The 18,114-nt window shown below is 41.2% G+C and carries 31 protein-coding genes; 12 read left to right on the top strand and 19 right to left on the bottom strand.

All coding sequences use genetic code 11. The features are described 5' to 3' along the window. Position 1: 1 nt before the first annotated feature. A complete protein-coding gene (locus HWQ23_RS08690) occupies positions 2-172 on the bottom strand; it encodes a hypothetical protein (RefSeq protein WP_292826464.1) in 171 nt (56 codons plus the stop codon). A gap of 43 nt (positions 173-215) precedes the next feature. Beyond that, a complete protein-coding gene (locus HWQ23_RS08685) occupies positions 216-578 on the bottom strand; it encodes a helix-turn-helix domain-containing protein (RefSeq protein ID WP_292826462.1) in 363 nt (120 codons plus the stop codon). Positions 579-792: 214 nt separating this feature from the next. Between HWQ23_RS08685 and HWQ23_RS08680 the strand changes: the two genes are divergently transcribed. After that, entirely contained in the window at positions 793-2,016 is a 1,224-nt protein-coding gene (locus tag HWQ23_RS08680; protein WP_292826460.1) for a GIY-YIG nuclease family protein, read from the top strand. Further along, a complete protein-coding gene (gene dnaB, locus HWQ23_RS08675; protein WP_292826458.1) occupies positions 2,016-3,365 on the top strand; it encodes a replicative DNA helicase in 1,350 nt (449 codons plus the stop codon). Before HWQ23_RS08680 ends, dnaB begins: the two co-directional genes overlap by 1 nt. A 28-nt stretch (positions 3,366-3,393) precedes the next feature. Here dnaB and HWQ23_RS08670 read toward each other — a convergent pair whose 3' ends face one another. Then, complete coding sequence (locus tag HWQ23_RS08670) at positions 3,394-3,546, bottom strand: hypothetical protein (protein WP_292826455.1); 153 nt, start codon at positions 3,544-3,546, stop codon at positions 3,394-3,396. 11 nt (positions 3,547-3,557) lie between these two features. Here HWQ23_RS08670 and HWQ23_RS08665 point away from each other — a divergent pair, with 11 nt between their 5' ends. Genes HWQ23_RS08665 through HWQ23_RS08655 form a run of 3 tightly spaced genes read left to right on the top strand, consistent with a single transcriptional unit; the run spans position 3,558 to position 5,623 of the window. Continuing rightward, complete coding sequence (locus HWQ23_RS08665) at positions 3,558-4,421, top strand: DNA cytosine methyltransferase (protein ID WP_292826452.1); 864 nt, start codon at positions 3,558-3,560, stop codon at positions 4,419-4,421. After that, a complete protein-coding gene (locus HWQ23_RS08660) occupies positions 4,408-5,244 on the top strand; it encodes a hypothetical protein (RefSeq protein WP_292826449.1) in 837 nt (278 codons plus the stop codon). Before HWQ23_RS08665 ends, HWQ23_RS08660 begins: the two co-directional genes overlap by 14 nt. Before the next feature lie 19 nt (positions 5,245-5,263). Further along, positions 5,264-5,623, top strand: a complete 360-nt coding sequence (locus HWQ23_RS08655; protein WP_292826446.1) for a hypothetical protein — start codon at positions 5,264-5,266, stop codon at positions 5,621-5,623. Positions 5,624-5,694: 71 nt separating this feature from the next. Here HWQ23_RS08655 and HWQ23_RS08650 read toward each other — a convergent pair whose 3' ends face one another. Next, positions 5,695-6,549 (bottom strand): class I SAM-dependent methyltransferase, encoded by an 855-nt coding sequence (locus tag HWQ23_RS08650; RefSeq protein WP_292826443.1) that lies wholly within the window; start codon positions 6,547-6,549, stop codon positions 5,695-5,697. A gap of 123 nt (positions 6,550-6,672) precedes the next feature. On the opposite strand from HWQ23_RS08650, the gene HWQ23_RS08645 reads away from it, so the two are divergent. Both HWQ23_RS08645 and HWQ23_RS08640 read left to right on the top strand, forming a co-directional pair. After that, complete coding sequence (locus HWQ23_RS08645) at positions 6,673-7,338, top strand: GIY-YIG nuclease family protein (protein WP_365740800.1); 666 nt, start codon at positions 6,673-6,675, stop codon at positions 7,336-7,338. A 283-nt stretch (positions 7,339-7,621) separates the two neighbouring features. Further along, positions 7,622-8,074 (top strand): Hsp20/alpha crystallin family protein, encoded by a 453-nt coding sequence (locus tag HWQ23_RS08640; RefSeq protein ID WP_292826440.1) that lies wholly within the window; start codon positions 7,622-7,624, stop codon positions 8,072-8,074. 160 nt (positions 8,075-8,234) lie between these two features. Here HWQ23_RS08640 and HWQ23_RS08635 read toward each other — a convergent pair whose 3' ends face one another. From HWQ23_RS08635 to HWQ23_RS08565, 15 genes are all read right to left on the bottom strand, one after another. Next, on the bottom strand, positions 8,235-9,269 hold the full coding sequence (locus tag HWQ23_RS08635; RefSeq protein WP_292826437.1) for an endonuclease NucS domain-containing protein: 1,035 nt from the start codon (positions 9,267-9,269) through the stop codon (positions 8,235-8,237). Positions 9,270-9,351: 82 nt separating this feature from the next. Beyond that, positions 9,352-9,852 (bottom strand): hypothetical protein, encoded by a 501-nt coding sequence (locus HWQ23_RS08630; RefSeq protein WP_292826434.1) that lies wholly within the window; start codon positions 9,850-9,852, stop codon positions 9,352-9,354. Positions 9,853-9,892: 40 nt separating this feature from the next. Continuing rightward, positions 9,893-10,189, bottom strand: coding sequence for a hypothetical protein (locus tag HWQ23_RS08625; RefSeq protein WP_292826431.1), 297 nt, complete (start codon positions 10,187-10,189; stop codon positions 9,893-9,895). A 4-nt stretch (positions 10,190-10,193) separates the two neighbouring features. Further along, positions 10,194-10,664: a hypothetical protein gene (locus HWQ23_RS08620; protein WP_292826428.1), complete on the bottom strand. Its 471-nt coding sequence runs from the start codon at positions 10,662-10,664 to the stop codon at positions 10,194-10,196. 18 nt (positions 10,665-10,682) lie between these two features. Continuing rightward, positions 10,683-10,979 carry a hypothetical protein gene (locus HWQ23_RS08615; protein ID WP_292826425.1) on the bottom strand — a complete coding sequence of 99 codons (297 nt, stop codon included), beginning with the start codon at positions 10,977-10,979 and terminating at the stop codon, positions 10,683-10,685. 235 nt (positions 10,980-11,214) lie between these two features. Continuing rightward, positions 11,215-11,601, bottom strand: a complete 387-nt coding sequence (locus tag HWQ23_RS08610) for a hypothetical protein (RefSeq protein WP_292826422.1) — start codon at positions 11,599-11,601, stop codon at positions 11,215-11,217. 9 nt (positions 11,602-11,610) lie between these two features. Continuing rightward, positions 11,611-11,910: a hypothetical protein gene (locus HWQ23_RS08605; RefSeq protein ID WP_292826419.1), complete on the bottom strand. Its 300-nt coding sequence runs from the start codon at positions 11,908-11,910 to the stop codon at positions 11,611-11,613. Between the two features lie 11 nt (positions 11,911-11,921). Then, positions 11,922-12,302 (bottom strand): hypothetical protein, encoded by a 381-nt coding sequence (locus HWQ23_RS08600; protein WP_292826417.1) that lies wholly within the window; start codon positions 12,300-12,302, stop codon positions 11,922-11,924. Continuing rightward, the gene (locus HWQ23_RS08595) at positions 12,299-12,529 is read right to left on the bottom strand and encodes a hypothetical protein (protein WP_292826415.1); all 231 of its coding nucleotides are present in this window, start codon (positions 12,527-12,529) and stop codon (positions 12,299-12,301) included. Before HWQ23_RS08595 ends, HWQ23_RS08600 begins: the two co-directional genes overlap by 4 nt. Continuing rightward, entirely contained in the window at positions 12,526-13,068 is a 543-nt protein-coding gene (locus HWQ23_RS08590; RefSeq protein WP_292826412.1) for a GIY-YIG nuclease family protein, read from the bottom strand. Before HWQ23_RS08590 ends, HWQ23_RS08595 begins: the two co-directional genes overlap by 4 nt. Continuing rightward, positions 13,061-13,300 carry a helix-turn-helix domain-containing protein gene (locus HWQ23_RS08585; RefSeq protein ID WP_292826408.1) on the bottom strand — a complete coding sequence of 80 codons (240 nt, stop codon included), beginning with the start codon at positions 13,298-13,300 and terminating at the stop codon, positions 13,061-13,063. The genes HWQ23_RS08590 and HWQ23_RS08585 overlap by 8 nt, the downstream gene beginning before the upstream one ends. A 50-nt stretch (positions 13,301-13,350) precedes the next feature. Continuing rightward, positions 13,351-13,695 (bottom strand): hypothetical protein, encoded by a 345-nt coding sequence (locus tag HWQ23_RS08580; RefSeq protein WP_292826405.1) that lies wholly within the window; start codon positions 13,693-13,695, stop codon positions 13,351-13,353. Positions 13,696-13,972: 277 nt separating this feature from the next. Further along, positions 13,973-14,206, bottom strand: coding sequence for a hypothetical protein (locus HWQ23_RS08575; protein WP_292826402.1), 234 nt, complete (start codon positions 14,204-14,206; stop codon positions 13,973-13,975). 81 nt (positions 14,207-14,287) lie between these two features. Next, the gene (locus tag HWQ23_RS08570) at positions 14,288-15,238 is read right to left on the bottom strand and encodes an HNH endonuclease (RefSeq protein WP_292826399.1); all 951 of its coding nucleotides are present in this window, start codon (positions 15,236-15,238) and stop codon (positions 14,288-14,290) included. Positions 15,239-15,290: 52 nt separating this feature from the next. After that, positions 15,291-15,731: a hypothetical protein gene (locus HWQ23_RS08565; RefSeq protein ID WP_292826396.1), complete on the bottom strand. Its 441-nt coding sequence runs from the start codon at positions 15,729-15,731 to the stop codon at positions 15,291-15,293. A gap of 138 nt (positions 15,732-15,869) precedes the next feature. Between HWQ23_RS08565 and HWQ23_RS08560 the strand changes: the two genes are divergently transcribed. The 5 genes from HWQ23_RS08560 to HWQ23_RS08540 are packed head-to-tail and all read left to right on the top strand — an operon-like array spanning position 15,870 to position 18,111. Then, entirely contained in the window at positions 15,870-16,910 is a 1,041-nt protein-coding gene (locus tag HWQ23_RS08560) for an HNH endonuclease domain-containing protein (protein WP_292826393.1), read from the top strand. Positions 16,911-16,943: 33 nt separating this feature from the next. After that, the gene (locus HWQ23_RS08555; RefSeq protein ID WP_292826390.1) at positions 16,944-17,177 is read left to right on the top strand and encodes a hypothetical protein; all 234 of its coding nucleotides are present in this window, start codon (positions 16,944-16,946) and stop codon (positions 17,175-17,177) included. Beyond that, positions 17,170-17,424 carry a Nif11-like leader peptide family natural product precursor gene (locus HWQ23_RS08550; RefSeq protein WP_292826388.1) on the top strand — a complete coding sequence of 85 codons (255 nt, stop codon included), beginning with the start codon at positions 17,170-17,172 and terminating at the stop codon, positions 17,422-17,424. Before HWQ23_RS08555 ends, HWQ23_RS08550 begins: the two co-directional genes overlap by 8 nt. Before the next feature lie 11 nt (positions 17,425-17,435). Further along, entirely contained in the window at positions 17,436-17,726 is a 291-nt protein-coding gene (locus tag HWQ23_RS08545) for a hypothetical protein (RefSeq protein ID WP_292826385.1), read from the top strand. A 4-nt stretch (positions 17,727-17,730) separates the two neighbouring features. Further along, positions 17,731-18,111: a hypothetical protein gene (locus HWQ23_RS08540; protein WP_292826382.1), complete on the top strand. Its 381-nt coding sequence runs from the start codon at positions 17,731-17,733 to the stop codon at positions 18,109-18,111. Positions 18,112-18,114: the final 3 nt, after the last annotated feature.

The following is an 18,114-nucleotide window of genomic DNA, read 5'->3' as shown; positions in this document are numbered from 1 at the left end:
CTCACAATTCTCTAGGTGTTATTTTCCGATCGCTCGCCTTTAGTCTAAACTCCAGTTGTAAGCCAGGTTCGCCCAGCAGATGCTTAATTAATTTGGCTTTTCCCTCAGCATCCAAGCTATCGCTATTTTCCATTAATTTTTCTAAAAAATTATCCTCACCTTGATCTACCACAATAAGCGCCTAAGTGTATATAAAAAAATAAATACTTCGGTCATCATACTGCTACTTGCAGGTCACTAGTATCCGTATGATTACCTGACATAGCCCCTGGTTGTAATACCCAAGCGGCGATCGCGTGCAGCATCTCTGCTTTCTCTTTTGGGGATGCAGTCTGAATTAATTGCGCTAGGCTCATTTCAAAAATACCTAGTCTTCCGAACGCGGGAACTCGGCAATCTTCAGGTAAGACATTAAGAATTGAGAAGTAGTCACCCGCTTTAATATCTTGCTTGCCGTTCATAAAGCGGCTAAGTACACTGTTATCAATGCCAGCAGCAGTAGCAATTTGTCTGGCAGTCATGCCCTCTTCAATAGCCTTGTTTACGGCATCTATTAGTACTTGCTGATGATTTGCCATATTTGTTGTTGCAAAAATACAATTTATATACTATTATTTGTACTATAGCAAACTAATCAGCTGCTTACAAGAGCAGTTTGTCTGGTTAGTCAGATTTTCATTTTACAACAAAACAGCCTTGAGAAGCTTTCGCTAATCAAGGCCATCAAACCTATTGGCATAGTATGACAATCCAGGATTTTATGCAAGCGGCTGCGTCTATTGAGGTGCAGCTATGACAGAGCAGCATTACCGAATGACGTTGAGTGATGCGATCGCAGTCTACGGGCATCAAATTGGGGTGATTTACAGAATTTACTGTGATCAAACTGGATGTTCTTATGTTGGTCAGACTAAAGACGTTAACAAAAATCAGCAATTATCTCGTATTAAGAGCCATTACGCCGCCCTAAAAAAGGGTTGTCATCCTTGCTCTAAGTTGCAAGCGGCTTGGAATGTGACAAAGGGAGAATCAATTAAGAATGAAATTTTAGAGGTAATAGCACCAGTCAATAGGAACGGGACTAACTCTAATGAAAAAATGGCGCAAACCGAGAAGCATTGGCAAGAAGTTCACAGCTGTTATGAACTCTCGGCATCTGTTGATCGTTACTATGCCCTGAAAGCAGGAGAACTCAAGAAGTTGCGGGATGCGGGGATTCTTAATAATGCAACGTTTGTGTACTTCATTCTCAAGCTAAAAAATCCCTGGTGCGATCGCCCACTTCGTATCAAGCCCTTAGAACTATCTATTGAGTGGGACATCCCCGAAAGCAGTGTTTATGAGGCGATTGGTAAGCTCAAAGATGCAGAACTGGTAAGCATTGAGGAAGCTGAGATAGTCCTGAAATGGCATTCTCAAGAAGATAGCCTTTCTGATAATCCAGAAGCATTACGGGATTCCAGAATGGATTCTGAGATTCCAGAATGCGTTATGGAAAATCAGAATAAATTCCGAGATTCCAGAATAGATTCTGAGATTCCAGAAAATCACCAGCCAGAACCCGCACCAGATAAAGATTCTGCAATCCCTCATACTCTTCAGACTTATTCAGACTTTAAAAATACTCTCTCAGACAGGGAGAGAGAGGAATTTTTAAAATTTGGTGAAACCAGAGCAGGAGAACTCAAAAATCCACCAGTGCAGTTGCCCCAAAAGTGGATCGAGAAGAACTGGGAGGAGTTATCAGCCGAGTGGTTCAAAACCCGTGACAAAAACCAAAAGTATAATTTTGCAGCTTACAGTGAACCGCAGCATCAAATGTGGTATCAACAGCTACAAAATGTAGTTTCCGGGACTATTCAATCGGGCGACAGCGCGAGGCTCGAACAGTTTCTAAAAGATGACTTTTACAGCAGCTGGCTCAATTGGGCGAAAACTGCCCGCGAGGACGTGCGCGAATTTTTAGCAAGCAACCCGATACCTACAGAAAACAAGTGTAAAAGCAGAGTAAATTAATGTCTGAGAATCTAAATTTTGATGATACTAACAAGCTGCCTCCCCAAAATATTGAAGCAGAAGAGGCCATTTTAGGTGGTATTTTGCTAGATCCAGATGCAATAGGTAGGGTAAGAGAAACCCTTATTCCCGAAGCCTTTTACATCAGCGCTCACAAAGATATTTATCAAGCAGCGCTACGTCTTCATAGTCAGAGTAAACCTACAGACTTACTTTCTGTTACGAGTTGGCTTACTGACCATGATTTTCTATTTCGCATTGGTGGGAGAAATAAGTTAGCAACCCTTGTAGACCGCACAGTGTCAGCTGTGAACATTGATGCCTTAGCCGAGTTGGTGATGGAAAAATATTACCGTCGCCAACTAGCTAAGGCAGCAAGTGAGATTTATCATTTGGCACACGACCAAAACGAGGAAATTGTCAAACAATTAGAGACGGCTGAATCAAAAATCTTAGAGATAAATAACAGCGCGATCGCATCAACTTCTGTTCCAACCCTACTCAATGAAATCTTGGTAAATGCCTACTCCAGCATTGAAGAAAAAAGTATGGGTATATCACCATCTGGGGTTAAAACTGGATTTTACGACCTAGATGCAATGATAGGAGGATTTAAACCGGGAAAGCTCATAACAATTGCTGGTCGTCCGGCAATGGGAAAATCATCATTTTTGGGCAATTTAGCCTTTAATATCTCCGAGAATGAATTGCTACCAACTCTTATTTTTAGTCTTGAAATGACCAAAGAAGAATGGGGAGATAGATTTTTATCCCAAGATGCAAGAATTGATTCAAGCTATTTGCAACAGGGCAAGATTACTAAACACCAGTGGGAGCCTTTGGCGCAATCAATCGGTAGGTTAAGCGAGTTGTCCCTTTATATTGACGATTCACCCGTGATAACTGTTAATTCAATTCGTTCAAAAGTTAAGCGAATTGTTGCAGAACACGGTCGCATTGGGATGGTTGGTATTGATTATTTGCAATTAATGGAAGGGACGGATGGTGATAGCTACAACCTCGCTTTTCAAATCGGAAAAATCACCAGACAGTTAAAGCAATTAGCACGCGAGTGCAACACAACTATTGTCATGTTATCGCAGCTAAATCGTGGTGTAGAGAGCCGCACTATCAAGCGTCCTATGATGTCAGATTTGCGCGAATCAGGACGAATTGAGGAAGATTCAGATTTAATACTGCTCCTTTACCGGGATGAATATTACCACCCCGATACGGTTGATAGAGGTATTGCAGAAATAATTGTTTCTAAAAATAGGGGTGGGCCAACAGGAACAACAAAACTGCTGTTTGATGCACAGTTTACTCAGTTCAAAAATCTATTGAAATAGGGTAGAAAAGATGAGTGAAATTTCCGATTTAAAAATATGGGCTGTGGGCGTAGCTCGCTTCTCCGTAGGCGATCGCTTTCAGTCCAGGCAGGATAAAAGCCTTATTTGCACCCTGGTAAAAATCAGAAACGGTGGCAAAAAGCCCTACACCATTCAATGGGATAACAAACGAAAAGTCCATTGTGATGAATCTTGGCTATTAGATATGAAATTCTTAGAGGAAAGGGAAATCGCATCGTGCAACTTAAACACGCCAGTTTCTTTGCAGGAATCGGAGGCTTTGAACTCGGAATTGAAGCTGCCAGAGCAACCGACCTCATCAAAACTGAACTCTTCATCGAAAACAACAGCGACGCGAAACTCGTCCTTAGCTACAGATTCCCTAATATCTCCATCCACAGCGACATCAAAGACTATTACCCCCAGGCTGGAGAGTTCAACCTCTATACAATTGGATTTCCTTGTACTGGAACCAGTGGTGCAGGTAATGGAACAGGACTTGACCACCCAGAATCAAAACTCTGGTTTGAGTCCTTGCGATGCATCGCCGATGGCCGCCCCAGTTTCATCATCATTGAAAATCCTGAAGGACTTATCTATCAAGGATTACGAGCAATTCTTGGCGGACTCCGAATGGTCGGTTATCAGTGGGATGATCCGCAGCTCATATCGGCAGCGGAAATTGGAGCGCCGCACCAAAGAAATCGACTCTTCATCGTTGCCTACACCAACAACCTATGCGAAAGGCTCAACGGGATGCAGACCAGCTGGAGCGACCAGATTGGAGCAGAAATTGAGGCCATTTATCACCAAAGGCGACAAATTAAACCCAGCAGTACCGGGGTGGATGATGGGCTTCCCAGTTGGTTGGGCGGAATGGCCGTTAATGGATACTGGCGAGACAATATCAGTGCAGCTCCCATTTATCCCGGAGTTCGCCACCACCTCAACAAACGGCGAGATTGTAACGACCTCTACGCCCGATCAGTCTGTCCCCTCCAAGCTGCGATCGCAATTAAGCGAGTCTGCTATCTCGCCAATCTTGCCAAAATTTAAACAGCCAGACTTGAAATTAGACCTTTATATATGCAATTCTTCCTTAAACGTTGGCAAAATAACTGAGGTTTGGCAAACTTGTTTTACTGTTGAGTGGAACGGTGAAATTAAGTGCTATTTCTGGGAACGAGACGAGCAAGTTATTAGTGAGTTAGCGATCGCACCCCAGGCATTAGTAACCAAATTCTTCTCCCAAGGGGAGACGCTAAAAGCGATAGAGGAAAATCAGCCTCAAGTTAAGGATGTCTGCGTTTTCTATCCAGATATGGAGCGTACACAGCAATTACGGGTTGGCGAAGGTCTACGACCGACCATAGGTCAACGCATTCGCATCACCAAAACTCGTACCCAAAACCTCAGTCAGTGGATAGGGTATGAGGCCACAGTAACAGGGATCAATGACGAAACTATTAGCGTAGCAGCTGGTGAGGGTAGGGAGAAAAAGCATCTCACTCTCAAAAAAGGGTGGTATGAGGTAATACCCGAAAATTTCTTAGAGGAAAGTCAGCCGCAACCTTATTTTGTGCAAAAGCCCAAAGGCAGACAGCGCAAGGGATGTCTGTATAGATATATTGAGAATAAAAAGCTAAAGGATGGAGCGATCGCTTCTTACCCCCGTGTAATCGGCCACAGATACCCCGATAATCCTACTCATTGGCGCTGGGGCTTTAACTGGGAAGAGAAGATAGATGGTGAGTGGAAGGGGCGCAGTATTGGAAGTGTGCCGTTGGGTGCGATCGCACTGGTTCAATCTATGCAGAAAGAAGGGGTTAGTTTAGAAGAAATAATCGGCTTTATTCGTAGAGCGAAAGCTAAAAAATAAATTCTTCTTGATGAGGACGATGCTATTAACAGAACCGGAAATACAACAAGTTTTAGAGCAAGTTAAAGCTGCTTTTCCCAACTTGACTGACTGGGAATACAATAATGAAAAAAATGATGAGTATTTCGGCTTCTCTGTTTGGGGACAATTAGTTGTTAACCCCCAAGAACTAATGCCACGGCGGTTTTTTATTACACTCGATACTTATGAAGACAAGTGGCAAGGATGTTTAACGATAGGGCAACCTAGCTATCTATGGTCAAGTGCTGATGCAGGTGATGCCCATCTAGTAGATACAGAACCAAGTGAAACTTTAGAAGAGACAATTTCAACACTCAAGGCGAAAATAGTAGAACTGTTGGCAGCTTTTTCTGCTTAGGATGAGCAGTAGCGATGGTGTAGGGCGATCGCTGCACCAACGCACCTGTTGAATTACGTCCTCAACAATCATCAGTTTGGCTTGACGAACCGTATTGTCATGCGATCGCTCTCCCCAATAGTGAGAAAGCGTTGCCTGTCCTTTTGACCTTGGCTCAAGGTTGGAGGTAATGTCCAAACTCCGCCCGGATAGTCCTTGGTATCTTTTGGGTTGGCGTTAATCTCTGATTTGCCCACCAATTTGAAGCCGGCTTTCTCCACAGCCGCAATTACCCCATTTTCTGACATATAGCCCGTTTTAATACTCTCTTCTAAAGAAGTCCCCTTAAGGGCGCGGTGTTCTTCCACTCCCAAGATGCCCCCTGGCTTGAGTGCTTTGTAAGCCGCAGCATAAACCTGCTCGGCATAGCCAGCTTTGACCCAGTTGTGAATATTACGAAAGGTAACAACCAGGTCTACAGAATTGTCTGGGGCTAGGGTGATTTCGTTTGGGGGATTGATTTGGGCTACTTTGACCTTACCAAAAACCTCTGGATTAGCTGCTAGTTTCTCTTGGAAAGCCAAAGCGGGTTTACTCGCGTCAGGCAAATTAGTAACTATGAGTTGTCCCTTTGCCGCTAGAAATGGGGCTAATATCTCAGTATACCAGCCGCCTCCTGGCCACAATTCAACCACAGTCATATTTGGGCGCAGACCGAAGAATTGTAAAGTCTGGGCTGGGTGGCGGTACTTGTCTCGGTCACGATTTGCAACGGAGCGATGACTGCTCTTTAGTATGGTTTGGAGCGTGATTGTGCTGTTGAATGTCGCTTTTTCGCTTTCATTGGCTAGAACAGTTAGGGGCATTACGGATGCCAATACAAGGATTGCTAGAGTCAGGGCTTTCAGTAAGCCTTGGCGGGGGGTAAGATTTTGTGCAAATTTCATAACTGTTGTTTTTACTTTTCGCTTTAGCATAGGGCAAATAGCGTTCTCATAAATGGGTGCGATGGCGTACCCGTCCGCTATAGGCATTGCTCTGCCGTTTATCCTCTAAGAATGAGGCCGTAGGTGCAGCCCCTTAAAGTAGACATCGCTCCCCTAAACTCGTTAACAGGTTTACTCGATTCAGTTCTGGGGGATAATCTACTGGTTGGCAAACTCCCCGTAATACCCTTGGAACCCAATCAGCTAAACCTATTCCCATCTGTAACGCCCACACCAGCACGTAGAGCAGAGGCGCTGGTGATGAGCCAGGATGCTTTGGTGCGGTGGAAAGCGCAAATTTTGGACTATCAGCAACGGGTAAGGGAGAGCAAGCCGCCTGAGCAGACTGCGTTATTCGACCTTGCACCCAACCACTGCGACCCAGACCGGATTGATCCGTTGCAGTTACAGGTGCGATCGCTCTCTTTTTGGAGAATGCCAGCAGATAGCCCCGGCGATGCGTGTCTGTACTTCATCGTTGACTCTGCGGCTGGACTGATTTTGTATGTGGGGGAAACTTGCAGAAGTAACAAGCGCTGGAAAGGGATTCACGCCTGCAAAGATTACATAGCAAGCTATCAGGATTTGCATTATCGCTATGGGATTCAGACTGCGGTCAATGCGGCGTTTTGGTGGGATGCTCCGGTTGAAAGAAAACCCCGGCAAGAATTGGAGTTGAGTCTGATTTTGAAGTGGCGCAGTCCATTTAATAAAGAAAACTGGGAGCGCTGGGGGCAACCGTTTGGGTAGAAGAAAGTAAAGTTTAGCGTCAAAGCAAATCCGCTTGAACAGCAGATTTATTAGTTGATTATTATTGGTATTAATAGTTATTATTATGGTTTACCGAACCGCAAACTTAGAGTAAACCGTAATCTTTTTTACTGCCTAAATTGGTGCGGTAATCATCAATTATTTGGTGATAATAACCGAATTAAAAGCTTATTAGTTCTCAATAATATGGTAATCAAAGCAAGGATTTAAATCCTCAATTAATTGAGCAAAAAACTACTACTGGTACAAGGGATAAATTAATATGCTAGTTCGTCGTTACAACCCCTGGCAAGAATTGAACACTTTAGAACGTCACATCAACGGCTTACTTGGAGATACCAGAGTACCATCTTCACGGTTGGAAAAAGGCTTTATCAAAGTTCCGGCTGCTGAACTACAAGAAACTGATGATGCGATTCATTTGAAGCTAGAACTGCCAGGACTAGACGCTAAAGACTTAGATATTCAAGTCACCGAAGACGCTGTTCACATTAGCGGTGAGCGCAAGTCTGAAACTAAAACCCAAGATAAGGGTACTACCAAGAGTGAATTCTACTATGGTAAATTCCAACGTGTAATTCCTCTATCTGCTAGGGTTCAAAATACCAATGTCACCGCAGATTATAAAGATGGCATCTTGAATCTGACACTGCCAAAAACTGAGCAAGAAAAGAACAAAGTTGTCAAGGTTAATCTCGAACTTCCTGCTGCATAGTGTGAAACTTCTCTACCGACAATGATTGATTGAGATAATGAAAGCCCAGTTATGAGATGACTGGGCTTTTTTGTATGCGATCGCGGGAGCATCCTCGCTTGAATTAGGTGGGGCGATGCCTACGGCGGCAAGCTACGCAAAAAGCAAAGCCTATCCAAATTTAGATTCTTGCCAACCACTTTCCAAGTGAGAAATCTGCTAGTGATTCTAGGGAATCAGGATTTGGAATTAACTCCTTATAAGTGTTAATTCCCACAGGAGAAAATGATTTATAAGAAAGGCTCCAATACAAATTTCTAGGTCTTTTTTCTTGTGGCATCGCATCCCATTCAGATTGTAATCTCATCCGACCAAACCCCTCTGGTACATGACCAGCATAGGTTACAACAGAGCCATCCATCCACAGCCTCATTCTGCCAATCACTTGTCTTCTTTGTGTAAATAATAATGAGCTTGGAGTTGGCAGCCATAGAAAGATGACTGGTTTATTAATCTTTCTTTGATAGCATAGTTCGGCTACTGGTTTAGCTTTACCTCTGCCATATCTAATAGTATTTCTACCTTCAATTTCTTCTTTGATTCGCCCATCAAAGCCAAGAACTTTCTCTCTAAGTTTGAGAATTGCTTGTTGTTCCTCTCCAGTGCAAGCACCAAGCCAATCTAAAAGTAATTGCGGTGGTTCTGGAATATTGCTTGATATAGTGCTAATGTCAAGTTCCTGATAGGGAATCGGAATTGACCAAGTTTGATTAGTCTCAGTATCTTGCAGTTGTAAGTGAAAGTTTTGATTAATCTGGGCAACAGTAACCTGCAAAAAATCGACTATCAACTTTGTGTGTTTGCGGTCAATCAGATTATGTTTGTGAAATGAGGGTGCGATTGCAATTAACCGGACAGGCTGACTGTAATCAATTTGCTCTTGAAATGGTTTTTCGTCTAGTAAGTTATCGTAGTAGCGAGTTAATTGCTGGACAACATATCTATCTTGAGTATTTTTGAGTTCTAAAATTACTAATTGTCTCGTGTCGTTAAGTGCTAAGATATCGCAGATTTCGCCTTTAACAGCATACTGTCGTTTTAAAGGTATTAAGCCTGATAACTGCTGTAGGTTATCCCAAACAAAATCTTCTAATGCTGCTTCTGATGCAAATTCCCAACTAGAACCTGTTTTACGTAGTGCTGCACCTGCTAGCATATCTTCGTCACTGCAATATTACTAGAGTACTGAATATTATGGCATACGCGATGGCGTACCCGTCCGCCGTAGGCATCGCATATCAAAGAACGTCTATCACCTCAGCGAGTAGTGCATGAGGTGGAAACCCTTCTCGTTTAAGTTGGTGTTCATTCATGAAATCGTTGTCTAGGATTCCATAGCATTTAGTCTTTTTGGCTATTTCCACCACAAAATCATTGTTGAATATGACACCAAAATAAGTACTGCCATTAAAATTCTTACCTATCCATGTTGGGTCAATTAATTCTCCATCATTATTGACAAGCCAAGCATGGGATACAACTATATCAACATTATCACTAATAGCAAATCCCTCACAGTAATTTAGTTGTGGAAAATTTATTAGTGCTTTCAAGCAGTTCTCAAAGCATGATTTTGGTTTGCCTTTAAATGGTGATTTAACCTGAGTTATAAAAGGTTTACCATAATCCAAAACTAGCCTTTGTGTACTTTTGTATTGAAAGTCAGAACGTGTGTTAAGTTTATCAATCAAGTCTGCTTGTTCTTTTAATATTGTCAATAGACAGTCTAGATTATTCATTGTTACATTCTTTATTTAATATTAATTTAATTAAAGTTAACTAAATATTAAACCACCAATACTTATGAACTCCTGTCAATTTTGACCCAGCTACTGCGTGTTCATCAGCCCATGTTAGTGTACTACCATCCCCACACTCGTAACCATCCCCACCAAATTTACTTACCCCCTCTTCTACTACTTGCATCATCACTTTAATAATCATTTTATCAGTTACAGAAATATTATAATGTTCTAATAGCAGAGCTTTGATATCTTTAGTACAAACATGGTCAAAAAATCTAGGCTTTTCTTGAAGAATACTAATAATTAAAATTTTTAATTCTTCTGCTTTCACTGTCTTAAAATCCCTGTTGCTCTAAATTCTTTAGTTTTTCTAACTTTCTATTTAGGAGTGAAGCATCAGTTTCAGGTTCACCATTGTCATCAGTTTCGCGTTCCTCATCCAGCCATTCCAACAGTTCAGTTTTCGGACGAAATGACATTATAGGACGCTTCTGGTTGTAATTTTCTTGAGCTTGGTAAAGTACATCACGATTGGCTTCATTCCATCGCTGCTGATTAGACTTAGCAGACGACTTGGATTCAGAAAACTCTGGCATAACTTCAATTTTCAGATAGCCTCCTTGAGTCTTGAAGTACCAGCGACTATTGTAATGTTCAAAATGTTTTTTTGCACCCCGTTCAGTCTTCCAGCGCTTGCACAAATGTAAATCTTTGTTAGTCCAAGCATATTCAGTATTACAGCTAAATGTGTATAGCCAACCCAAAGGCTTATCTTCTTTGGTATAACAACGGTATCCGTAGTACATCAGCCAAACTTTTTAGTATTATTCAATGGTAAATAGTTCTTTGTCATTTTCAATGCCAGAGTATTTGTTATCACGAAAGATTACTTTTATGGGAGATTCACTGCCTGCAAAATATTTTCTAGTTTTATCTAGAAGTTGTTCTAAATCCTCGTCTTCTAAGACTTTTAAAGTTCTGATTAACTCAGGACGATTTTTAAAAACAGTCGTTGGTACTTTTAGCATCCAAAGATTACTCCGAGCTTTCCTCGAATAGTCTGAGTAAACCAGAATATACCCCCATTTTTCAGCCAATTCTATAACCTTATTTTTAAGCATGAGTAGTCATATCTGTATTGTTTTTTATTAATTAAACCTTAGATGATATTCATAGTACATATTTCACTTATCAATCTTATTGAATCTGCGCCAAACTATTCTTCACTAGACAAAGGCAATATTTCTTGCAACCCTGCAACTTGTCCTTTTTCATCAAATTTTGCATACCAAGGCTTTTTACCATGAGGAGTTAGTTGAGGGGAAAGTTCACCCTTTTCTTGTTCATAGTGTTCAATCAGTTCTCCATGTGACCATCAATATCAGCATACCAGCCATATTGATTGAGTACTTTAATCGCAGCATTTACTGCTGATGCCGCAGCTTTATCACATCTACCTTCAGGTGATGCTATGTATGCCTTATATTCTTCTTCTTTTTGTTGTTTACGTTGTTCGGCCTTCTCTATGACAGCTTGAGCTTTTTCTGTGGTACATAAATAAGTCGGGTCGCCAAGAGCGCCGATTTCTGTACCTTTAGAAGTGTAGCGAGTGCCTGATTTGAGAGTAACTATACCAGTTGGTGATACTTTATCAACTTCTTCAATTACGGCTTTAGTGCCACGCTTGTCATCATAGAAAAATACTCCGATTTTATCCCCTGGTTTTAGTTCTGTGGTGTTCATATTTTTTTATTAAAAAATAAACTCAATTGATGGTGAAATATTTACCGCACGTTCACCACCACCCTTAAGACCGAAAGCACCACGACCAGAGGGAAGGTAGTCACCAGTTTTATAAATCACATCTTTAGCCCCAGCCATTGCTGCAATTTCTTGACTTTGGTTTTTAATGAGAGTTTGTAGCCTCCGAGTATCTATACCTGGAACACGAGCTAAAAATGTTTTTGTTGATTGTGAAACTCGATTTAGCACACCCATCTCTACATAAATTTTGATGGCAGTTTCTAGAGATGCTTTCTCTTCATTAGTCATAGGATTATTGCTCATAACATCAAACTCAATTCCAGCAATGCTTCAGTTTGTGTTAACAATCTATCAGTGTGAGGAGACAGCCAACACAAACCCGGAGGTTGACAGTTTTCTTCCTTCTGCCATCCGGCATCACGTAATATTTTCTCTTTGCGATCGCACTCCATAACCACAGCGATAATTTCCCTGGCTTGTTGCAGCGTATCCACCCGCCGCAGCTTAGTTTTTTGACTGCTGCTTACTTGAAACGGAGTTGCCCCACTTCTATCTTCAATCAACCACCCGGAACTTGTGTTACTCCGTCCAGGTATACCGTTAGAGTAATAGGTATTTCGGACATAAAACCTACCATCAGGAGTAAGATATTCACCTGCCTCGATACGTTGCAGTTTCATTGTTTTTCTACCTTTTTGCAAACTTTAGCAATTTGTTGAAACCTAACAGATTGGGTTCCAACTATCGTGGTTGGCTTTACAATAACCCTAGTTCGTTTGACCTCAACAACTTCTGCCCAAGTGTTAGATAAATATTTTGGAACTCCTTCATAACCATCCCATTGCAAAAGAACTATATCACCTACCTCGATATCCGAAATTTTCTCAGGTTTAAATTCTTTCGTCATTGACTTAATTTGCTTTCTAGTTCCATAAGCTTTTTGAGTTGACGATTTAGAAGCATTCCATTACTTTCTAAATTGCCATTCTTATCTTTCAATCGCCCTTGTTCTAGCCATTCCAGGATTACAGGCGCAGGACGAAATGACCAAATAGGACGCTTTTTATTGTAAGCTGACTGCGCTTTTTTTATAGATTCTTGATTAGCATCATTCCATTTATGCTGACTTGTTTTACCATCTTTTAAAATACGACGCTTATTCAAGAGAGGATTAAAATAACTAATCAACTCTTGCTCAAGCACGTTCAATTGGCTTGCATCTATAACTTGCAACCAGGAGATTCTGATATTACCTATTTCCTGAAACTGCTGGTATCGATGATGTACTATCCATCGCTCTTGTAAGTTGATTGAGCAACCAATATAAAGAATGTCATCGCTTGCAGATAAAACAAAATAGATACCTGAATAATCTGGTAATTGACGACACTGTTCAAGCGCAAGAGAGGGCAAACTTAAAAGATTAATAGTTGATAAGTCAATCATCAAAGTGTACCCCCAAATCACTACCTAAAGCTTTTTCAATTCCTTGCAATGTATCAAATGGCAATTCTTGAACTTTCTCGTTTTCAATTCGATTCCAGTGAGGAACGCTGATTCCAGCTTCAGCTGCTAGTTCCGCAAGAGACTTGTTTGATGCTTGTCTATATTTTTTTATCCGCTTACCTAAATCTGTAAACTCTTTACTGAAAGTGACTCGCATTAAGACATATTCCACCAAAATTACTTTTAATAACCAATCTTGGTTATATTATAACCTTTTAAGAGTTACTTTGTAAGTAATACTTGTAAAGTTATAAAAAGTTGATATAAAGGCCAGTTTAAACTGTGAATTTCAACGGTTAAAACCGATTGCAACAATGCTTCGAGTAAATCTTTGTTCACCCAATATGCCGGACATTTAGCTTGACCGACTTTAAACAAGGTGTATAGGGTGATGTTCATTGATTCTGCGGGATTAGTCCTTAATTGGCGCAGTAGCTTTTGTTCCTCCGAAGAGTAATAAAAGTCTGCAACATGACCGCACATCTTCTCATAGCTTTCGTAACCGTCTACATGAACAACGGGACGAATAACAATTTCATTAAACCAACCTCTAGGTTTTTTGCTCATGTTTTACTTTCAGCACCAAGATATACAAATTGCGCTTTTAATTAAAAAATATATGCTTAGTAAAATTATATATTAGCTAAAGTATATTCATTACAATATCTTTAATAATTAGATGATTGATTTACAGAAATAATAAAAATTGTGCAAATTGATAATTTAAATTTAAGTACCCAGCTTGAAAATTAAAAACCCATGTTGGGTTGCGCTCCGATCCACCCAACCTAAGTCTACGTCTAATGCACTACGTGCATTTCAAAAATAAAATACTAGTCCTATATTAACTCTCTATTTCTTCATTAACATCAACGTTGATTACATTTTCCATTTCTTCAACAGCCGCTTCTGCCATTGTTCTGAAAAGATGAATTCGATGATTTTCTGAATTAAAAATATCTGTATTCTCTTCAATTTCCCAGCCATTAATTTTTGCAAAACGTTGTACTAATTTTTCAATTAAGCTGTTGCGTTGAAAGTATCCTAATTCTGTTTCGATAGTCGAATCATTTTGCATGTTACATACTCGCTTTGATTACAAATGTAAATTATATCCCGCTTTATGGTAATACAAGTCACACTAATTTAAATATCAAATTTATGCTGCCCGCCGCAAAAACTCCTGACGATGCCACTGTAGAGAATCAAGTCTAGGATAATACTGCTGCTGACTGGGTAAGATAATGCGATCGCCCCTAAATTCTCGCATCGTCTTGGCGTTGGGTGAATCTTCCCGCAGGTTGTCAGCAACAATAATGGTGTAATCGTCATTGATAGTAAACCAAAAGCGGTCAAAAGCCCAGTGATGATTTTTGCACAGTGAAAGTCCATTATTGATACGGTCATCGTAGAACTGGGAGAAAGGTTTGATGTGTGAGCCATCAACGATGTTCTGACTAAGTGAATCAAGTATCTGTAACCCGCAGAACGCGCAGCGTTGGTTGTAAGTTGAAACAACGATTTTACGGAACGCACCATCTCGCACAATTACAGCTTGCTCATCTTCTAGTTCTTCTGGTTTGTAGACTTTACCGCCGGAGCGTTGCAACTGGTCTTGTAATTCAGCAAAGGCATTGACTTGCAGCAGTTGTTCAATATCTTGGGTGCGATCGCTAAACCAGGAATTAATCAATACATGGGTTAAAACACTTCTAGATTCAGAATTTTGCAGCAGTGACCACAGTTCAACATCAAGGTAAGCATACTCTACAGTTTGCCTAATCGTGGTAGGAGTCCTGATTTTTATTTTGGCAGCAATCAATGATTCAAACCCCAATTTCATCTCAAAATGCCAGAAACCGTCACTGGTGAGGTGGTAAAACGGCAGTCCAATATCTGGTTTGCGTACTGCTTCTAAGTGGCTCCACAGTTTGAGAAATGTAGCAATGAGTTCAGCAGATAAAGGAACTTGATTTCGCCTTATCTCCCCCTGGCTTATCAGCTCGATAATTGACAGCAGCAAAATGGGTTTATTCGGTGCAACCCCACTTGAACGGGATACCCTGAGATTGGCAAACTTATTGATGTAGTAGGCGAGATTTTTCGTCATTATTCACATAACTGTATAGGTCGTTTGCCATCTGCCACAAATTCTTACTGATTTACTCAACTAGAGCTAGAGCAATTTTATCGTTTAAAATAACCGCTTTAGCAGTAGTTATTGGTGTATAAGGCATTACATCTTTGCAATAAAACAGTGGGTGGCCGGGATGCAAGTTATATGTCACCTGTTGGTAGCCTAATTCTATGAGCGATCGCACTGCGTTATCACTCAGCTGCTCCCACCCTAACGACTGCAAAATACCCACAACATAGGCGTGAACATTTTTGCGACCTTGAGCGATCGCACGTTCTCGTCCCTTGCGCTTAACCTCAAACACGGCATCGGTTAATTGACAGACCCCAGCATGACTAAGTAGTAACCCGCTTTTTCCCCTTTCCTTGAGTGAAAAGACGTGGTAATGCAGGTTGAAGTAAACCGCTACACGCTGTCCGTAATATGCGGCTGGGTGAATTGTGCTGAATGGATACCGATGAGTCATGATGCTCGTGCAGTTATAACCCGCATATTCTACAGCAAATATTAGCTGACTAATACTGATAATCGTAATGCAACTGATGTATTTTCAGATACTCAAAAGCTAGGCTTTAGCCGAAGGTAATGAGTATTTAAAAATACAATGAGCGAATCAAAGTTTTTGGCAATTGACCCGAAGCTAGAGGATTACTGGCGGGCGATTATATTGTTTGGTAAAAACGTTGCGTGTTATAAATTTACACTGGCAAAGTCATTGTTAGAATTAGCACCGCAGGGTAAAACTACTATCACCTTGGAAGAGTTAGCAGAACCGTATTCACGTTATGTAGTTGAACACATACAAAAGTGTGATACGCAACATCAAAAAACTGACCGCCCGTATCCTTTTATTGAAGCGTGCCGACAGTTTAAGGCGGGTGCGATCGCAAAAGACGAATTGCTTGAGATAACGAAGAATAAAGGATTTGATGTGGTGTTGGGTGCGTTCCACAATGTTGGATCTGGACAAGTACCCATAAGCTTTTACAACAAGCCCAGGAAGCGCAAAGAGATTATTGTTAAGGATGAATTATTTAAGTTATTAGAAACTGAGCAATTTCATAACTTATTGCCGGAAGTAGATGCAAGGTGGCAACTTGTAGAAACTGCTTGGGATTTAGATATTTCACGCAATCTCCTAACTATAAACTACGACTCAGCCCAACAGTTGCTATTTACTTTTGGCGAAGGCAAGCGGAGGGTAGATATTACCTCATGCCGGAATGCCCTCAACGGCTATCAAAAAGGTAAGTGCTTTTACTCATTTGCAGATATTTCGATTGAGGCAGGTTCCAAAAACCTAACTGATGTAGACCATTTCTTTCCTCACTCTTTGAACGAATTTATACCAAGCATTGATGGTGTATGGAATTTGGTGCTGTCATCTACAGAGTGTAACCGAGGCGAAGGGGGAAAATTTGATAGGCTCCCTGACACCAAATATTTAGAACGCCTGCACAATCGCAACGAATTTTTGATTACCAGCAACCATCCACTACGCGAAACGCTTATTCAACAAACGGGTAACACGGAAGAAAAACGGCACTATTTTTTGCAGTCCATGTACAATACAGCACAAACACTTTCAGGAACTGGACGTAATGATGGCTGGAAATCAAAGTTTGAATATCCAGTAACGTTTTAAAATAGCAGGTGCAACGTCAAGTTTTTAAAAAATATGCGCGAATATCGCTGCACCCGTAATGCCCTCTATGCTCATGACTGCACTGGGCGCGATGACCTTAGAGAACGCCAGGGTCATTACATCTGGGCAATCAACGAAGAAGCTGCATGGCAAGAAATGGCACGGCGGTATCCAGAAGAAACCGAGGCAGGGTTTACTGTCCAGGAGTGGGAAGGGTTTGATGTTATTGTGGTAGAGGTTCGGCAAGAGGAGTCTAAAAATGAATGAGTCACTAAATGCTGCTCAAAGCGAACTACAAGTTATGGAGTTTTTTGCAGCAGCCCTCCAAGATAAAGTGTTGTTAGAGCGACTGATGGAAGCAATGGGTGCGAAAGATAACGCTGCAATCATAACTATGGCTGTTGAACGTGGGTATAACTTCTCTCAAGAATCATTGCGCCAGGGGCTAACGAAGGTATTCCATTTGATGACGCCAATCATGCAAGAGCAAAACTTAGCCGTGTCCGAAGAGTAGGTGATATTGAAATGGAAAGCAGCGTAGACAATAGGCATCGCCCCCCGCTTTTAATGGAAGCATTGGCTGAGGTTAGGGCTAGCAGCTTGTGCAATATGTTCAATTATGCCTGCGTTATCATCACCCTTCAAGACCTTGGTTTTGAATTACAAGCAGATTGGTTAGAGGAACATCTTGATAGTTATAACGAGATTTTAATACATGAATTTTCTCAGTGGTTGCAAGCTAATCCTCGCCCCTTTAGAGAATCTGTAGCTCAACGGGTGGCTAGAGAGACTGGGTTGGAATTAATTGAGGAGTAATAAAGTGACACAAAGGGAAATAATTAAACAACTCCTTGACCCCTATGATTCTTCTCAAACAGAGTGCGATGGCATGACCCGCATCTGTCACACTGTACTAACTAATCACGGCATTGAACATCACCCGATGATTGGGGTTTTGACTCAACATCATCAACACATTGAGCCGCATTTATGGATTGATTTACCAAGTGGAGAGCGCATCGATTACCGAGCTAAGATGTGGCTTAAAGGAAATGGTATTCCTCACGGAATCTTTCACCCTCAAGACTTTCTAGATGTCATCTACACTGGTCAACCTATAGAACTAGATGTGTTGTCACCAACACTTTTTGAAATACTGAAAAATTCGACTGATCACAAAGGTAAGCGCTCGCCTACCTAATTA

It is taken from the genome of Nostoc sp. JL33 (assembly GCF_017114985.1).
Taxonomy (GTDB): Bacteria; Cyanobacteriota; Cyanobacteriia; order Cyanobacteriales; family Nostocaceae; genus Nostoc.
The sequence above is the reverse complement of the archived record's forward strand: the minus strand, read 5'-3'. Positions and strand labels throughout refer to the sequence as shown.

Excerpts from the sequence above, each read along its gene's own strand:
- HWQ23_RS08685 (WP_292826462.1), bottom strand. The coding sequence starts at position 578 with ATGGCAAATCATCAGCAAGTACTAATAGATGCCGTAAACAAGGCTATT.
- HWQ23_RS08680 (WP_292826460.1), top strand. The coding sequence starts at position 793 with ATGACAGAGCAGCATTACCGAATGACGTTGAGTGATGCGATCGCAGTC.
- dnaB (WP_292826458.1), top strand. The coding sequence starts at position 2,016 with ATGTCTGAGAATCTAAATTTTGATGATACTAACAAGCTGCCTCCCCAA.
- HWQ23_RS08670 (WP_292826455.1), bottom strand. The coding sequence starts at position 3,546 with ATGGACTTTTCGTTTGTTATCCCATTGAATGGTGTAGGGCTTTTTGCC.
- HWQ23_RS08655 (WP_292826446.1), top strand. The coding sequence starts at position 5,264 with ATGCTATTAACAGAACCGGAAATACAACAAGTTTTAGAGCAAGTTAAA.
- HWQ23_RS08650 (WP_292826443.1), bottom strand. The coding sequence starts at position 6,549 with ATGAAATTTGCACAAAATCTTACCCCCCGCCAAGGCTTACTGAAAGCC.
- HWQ23_RS08640 (WP_292826440.1), top strand. The coding sequence starts at position 7,622 with ATGCTAGTTCGTCGTTACAACCCCTGGCAAGAATTGAACACTTTAGAA.
- HWQ23_RS08635 (WP_292826437.1), bottom strand. The coding sequence starts at position 9,269 with ATGCTAGCAGGTGCAGCACTACGTAAAACAGGTTCTAGTTGGGAATTT.
- HWQ23_RS08630 (WP_292826434.1), bottom strand. The coding sequence starts at position 9,852 with ATGAATAATCTAGACTGTCTATTGACAATATTAAAAGAACAAGCAGAC.
- HWQ23_RS08620 (WP_292826428.1), bottom strand. The coding sequence starts at position 10,664 with ATGTACTACGGATACCGTTGTTATACCAAAGAAGATAAGCCTTTGGGT.
- HWQ23_RS08615 (WP_292826425.1), bottom strand. The coding sequence starts at position 10,979 with ATGCTTAAAAATAAGGTTATAGAATTGGCTGAAAAATGGGGGTATATT.
- HWQ23_RS08610 (WP_292826422.1), bottom strand. The coding sequence starts at position 11,601 with ATGAACACCACAGAACTAAAACCAGGGGATAAAATCGGAGTATTTTTC.
- HWQ23_RS08605 (WP_292826419.1), bottom strand. The coding sequence starts at position 11,910 with ATGACTAATGAAGAGAAAGCATCTCTAGAAACTGCCATCAAAATTTAT.
- HWQ23_RS08600 (WP_292826417.1), bottom strand. The coding sequence starts at position 12,302 with ATGAAACTGCAACGTATCGAGGCAGGTGAATATCTTACTCCTGATGGT.
- HWQ23_RS08595 (WP_292826415.1), bottom strand. The coding sequence starts at position 12,529 with ATGACGAAAGAATTTAAACCTGAGAAAATTTCGGATATCGAGGTAGGT.
- HWQ23_RS08590 (WP_292826412.1), bottom strand. The coding sequence starts at position 13,068 with ATGATTGACTTATCAACTATTAATCTTTTAAGTTTGCCCTCTCTTGCG.
- HWQ23_RS08580 (WP_292826405.1), bottom strand. The coding sequence starts at position 13,695 with ATGAGCAAAAAACCTAGAGGTTGGTTTAATGAAATTGTTATTCGTCCC.
- HWQ23_RS08575 (WP_292826402.1), bottom strand. The coding sequence starts at position 14,206 with ATGCAAAATGATTCGACTATCGAAACAGAATTAGGATACTTTCAACGC.
- HWQ23_RS08570 (WP_292826399.1), bottom strand. The coding sequence starts at position 15,238 with ATGACGAAAAATCTCGCCTACTACATCAATAAGTTTGCCAATCTCAGG.
- HWQ23_RS08565 (WP_292826396.1), bottom strand. The coding sequence starts at position 15,731 with ATGACTCATCGGTATCCATTCAGCACAATTCACCCAGCCGCATATTAC.
- HWQ23_RS08560 (WP_292826393.1), top strand. The coding sequence starts at position 15,870 with ATGAGCGAATCAAAGTTTTTGGCAATTGACCCGAAGCTAGAGGATTAC.
- HWQ23_RS08555 (WP_292826390.1), top strand. The coding sequence starts at position 16,944 with ATGCGCGAATATCGCTGCACCCGTAATGCCCTCTATGCTCATGACTGC.
- HWQ23_RS08550 (WP_292826388.1), top strand. The coding sequence starts at position 17,170 with ATGAATGAGTCACTAAATGCTGCTCAAAGCGAACTACAAGTTATGGAG.
- HWQ23_RS08545 (WP_292826385.1), top strand. The coding sequence starts at position 17,436 with ATGGAAAGCAGCGTAGACAATAGGCATCGCCCCCCGCTTTTAATGGAA.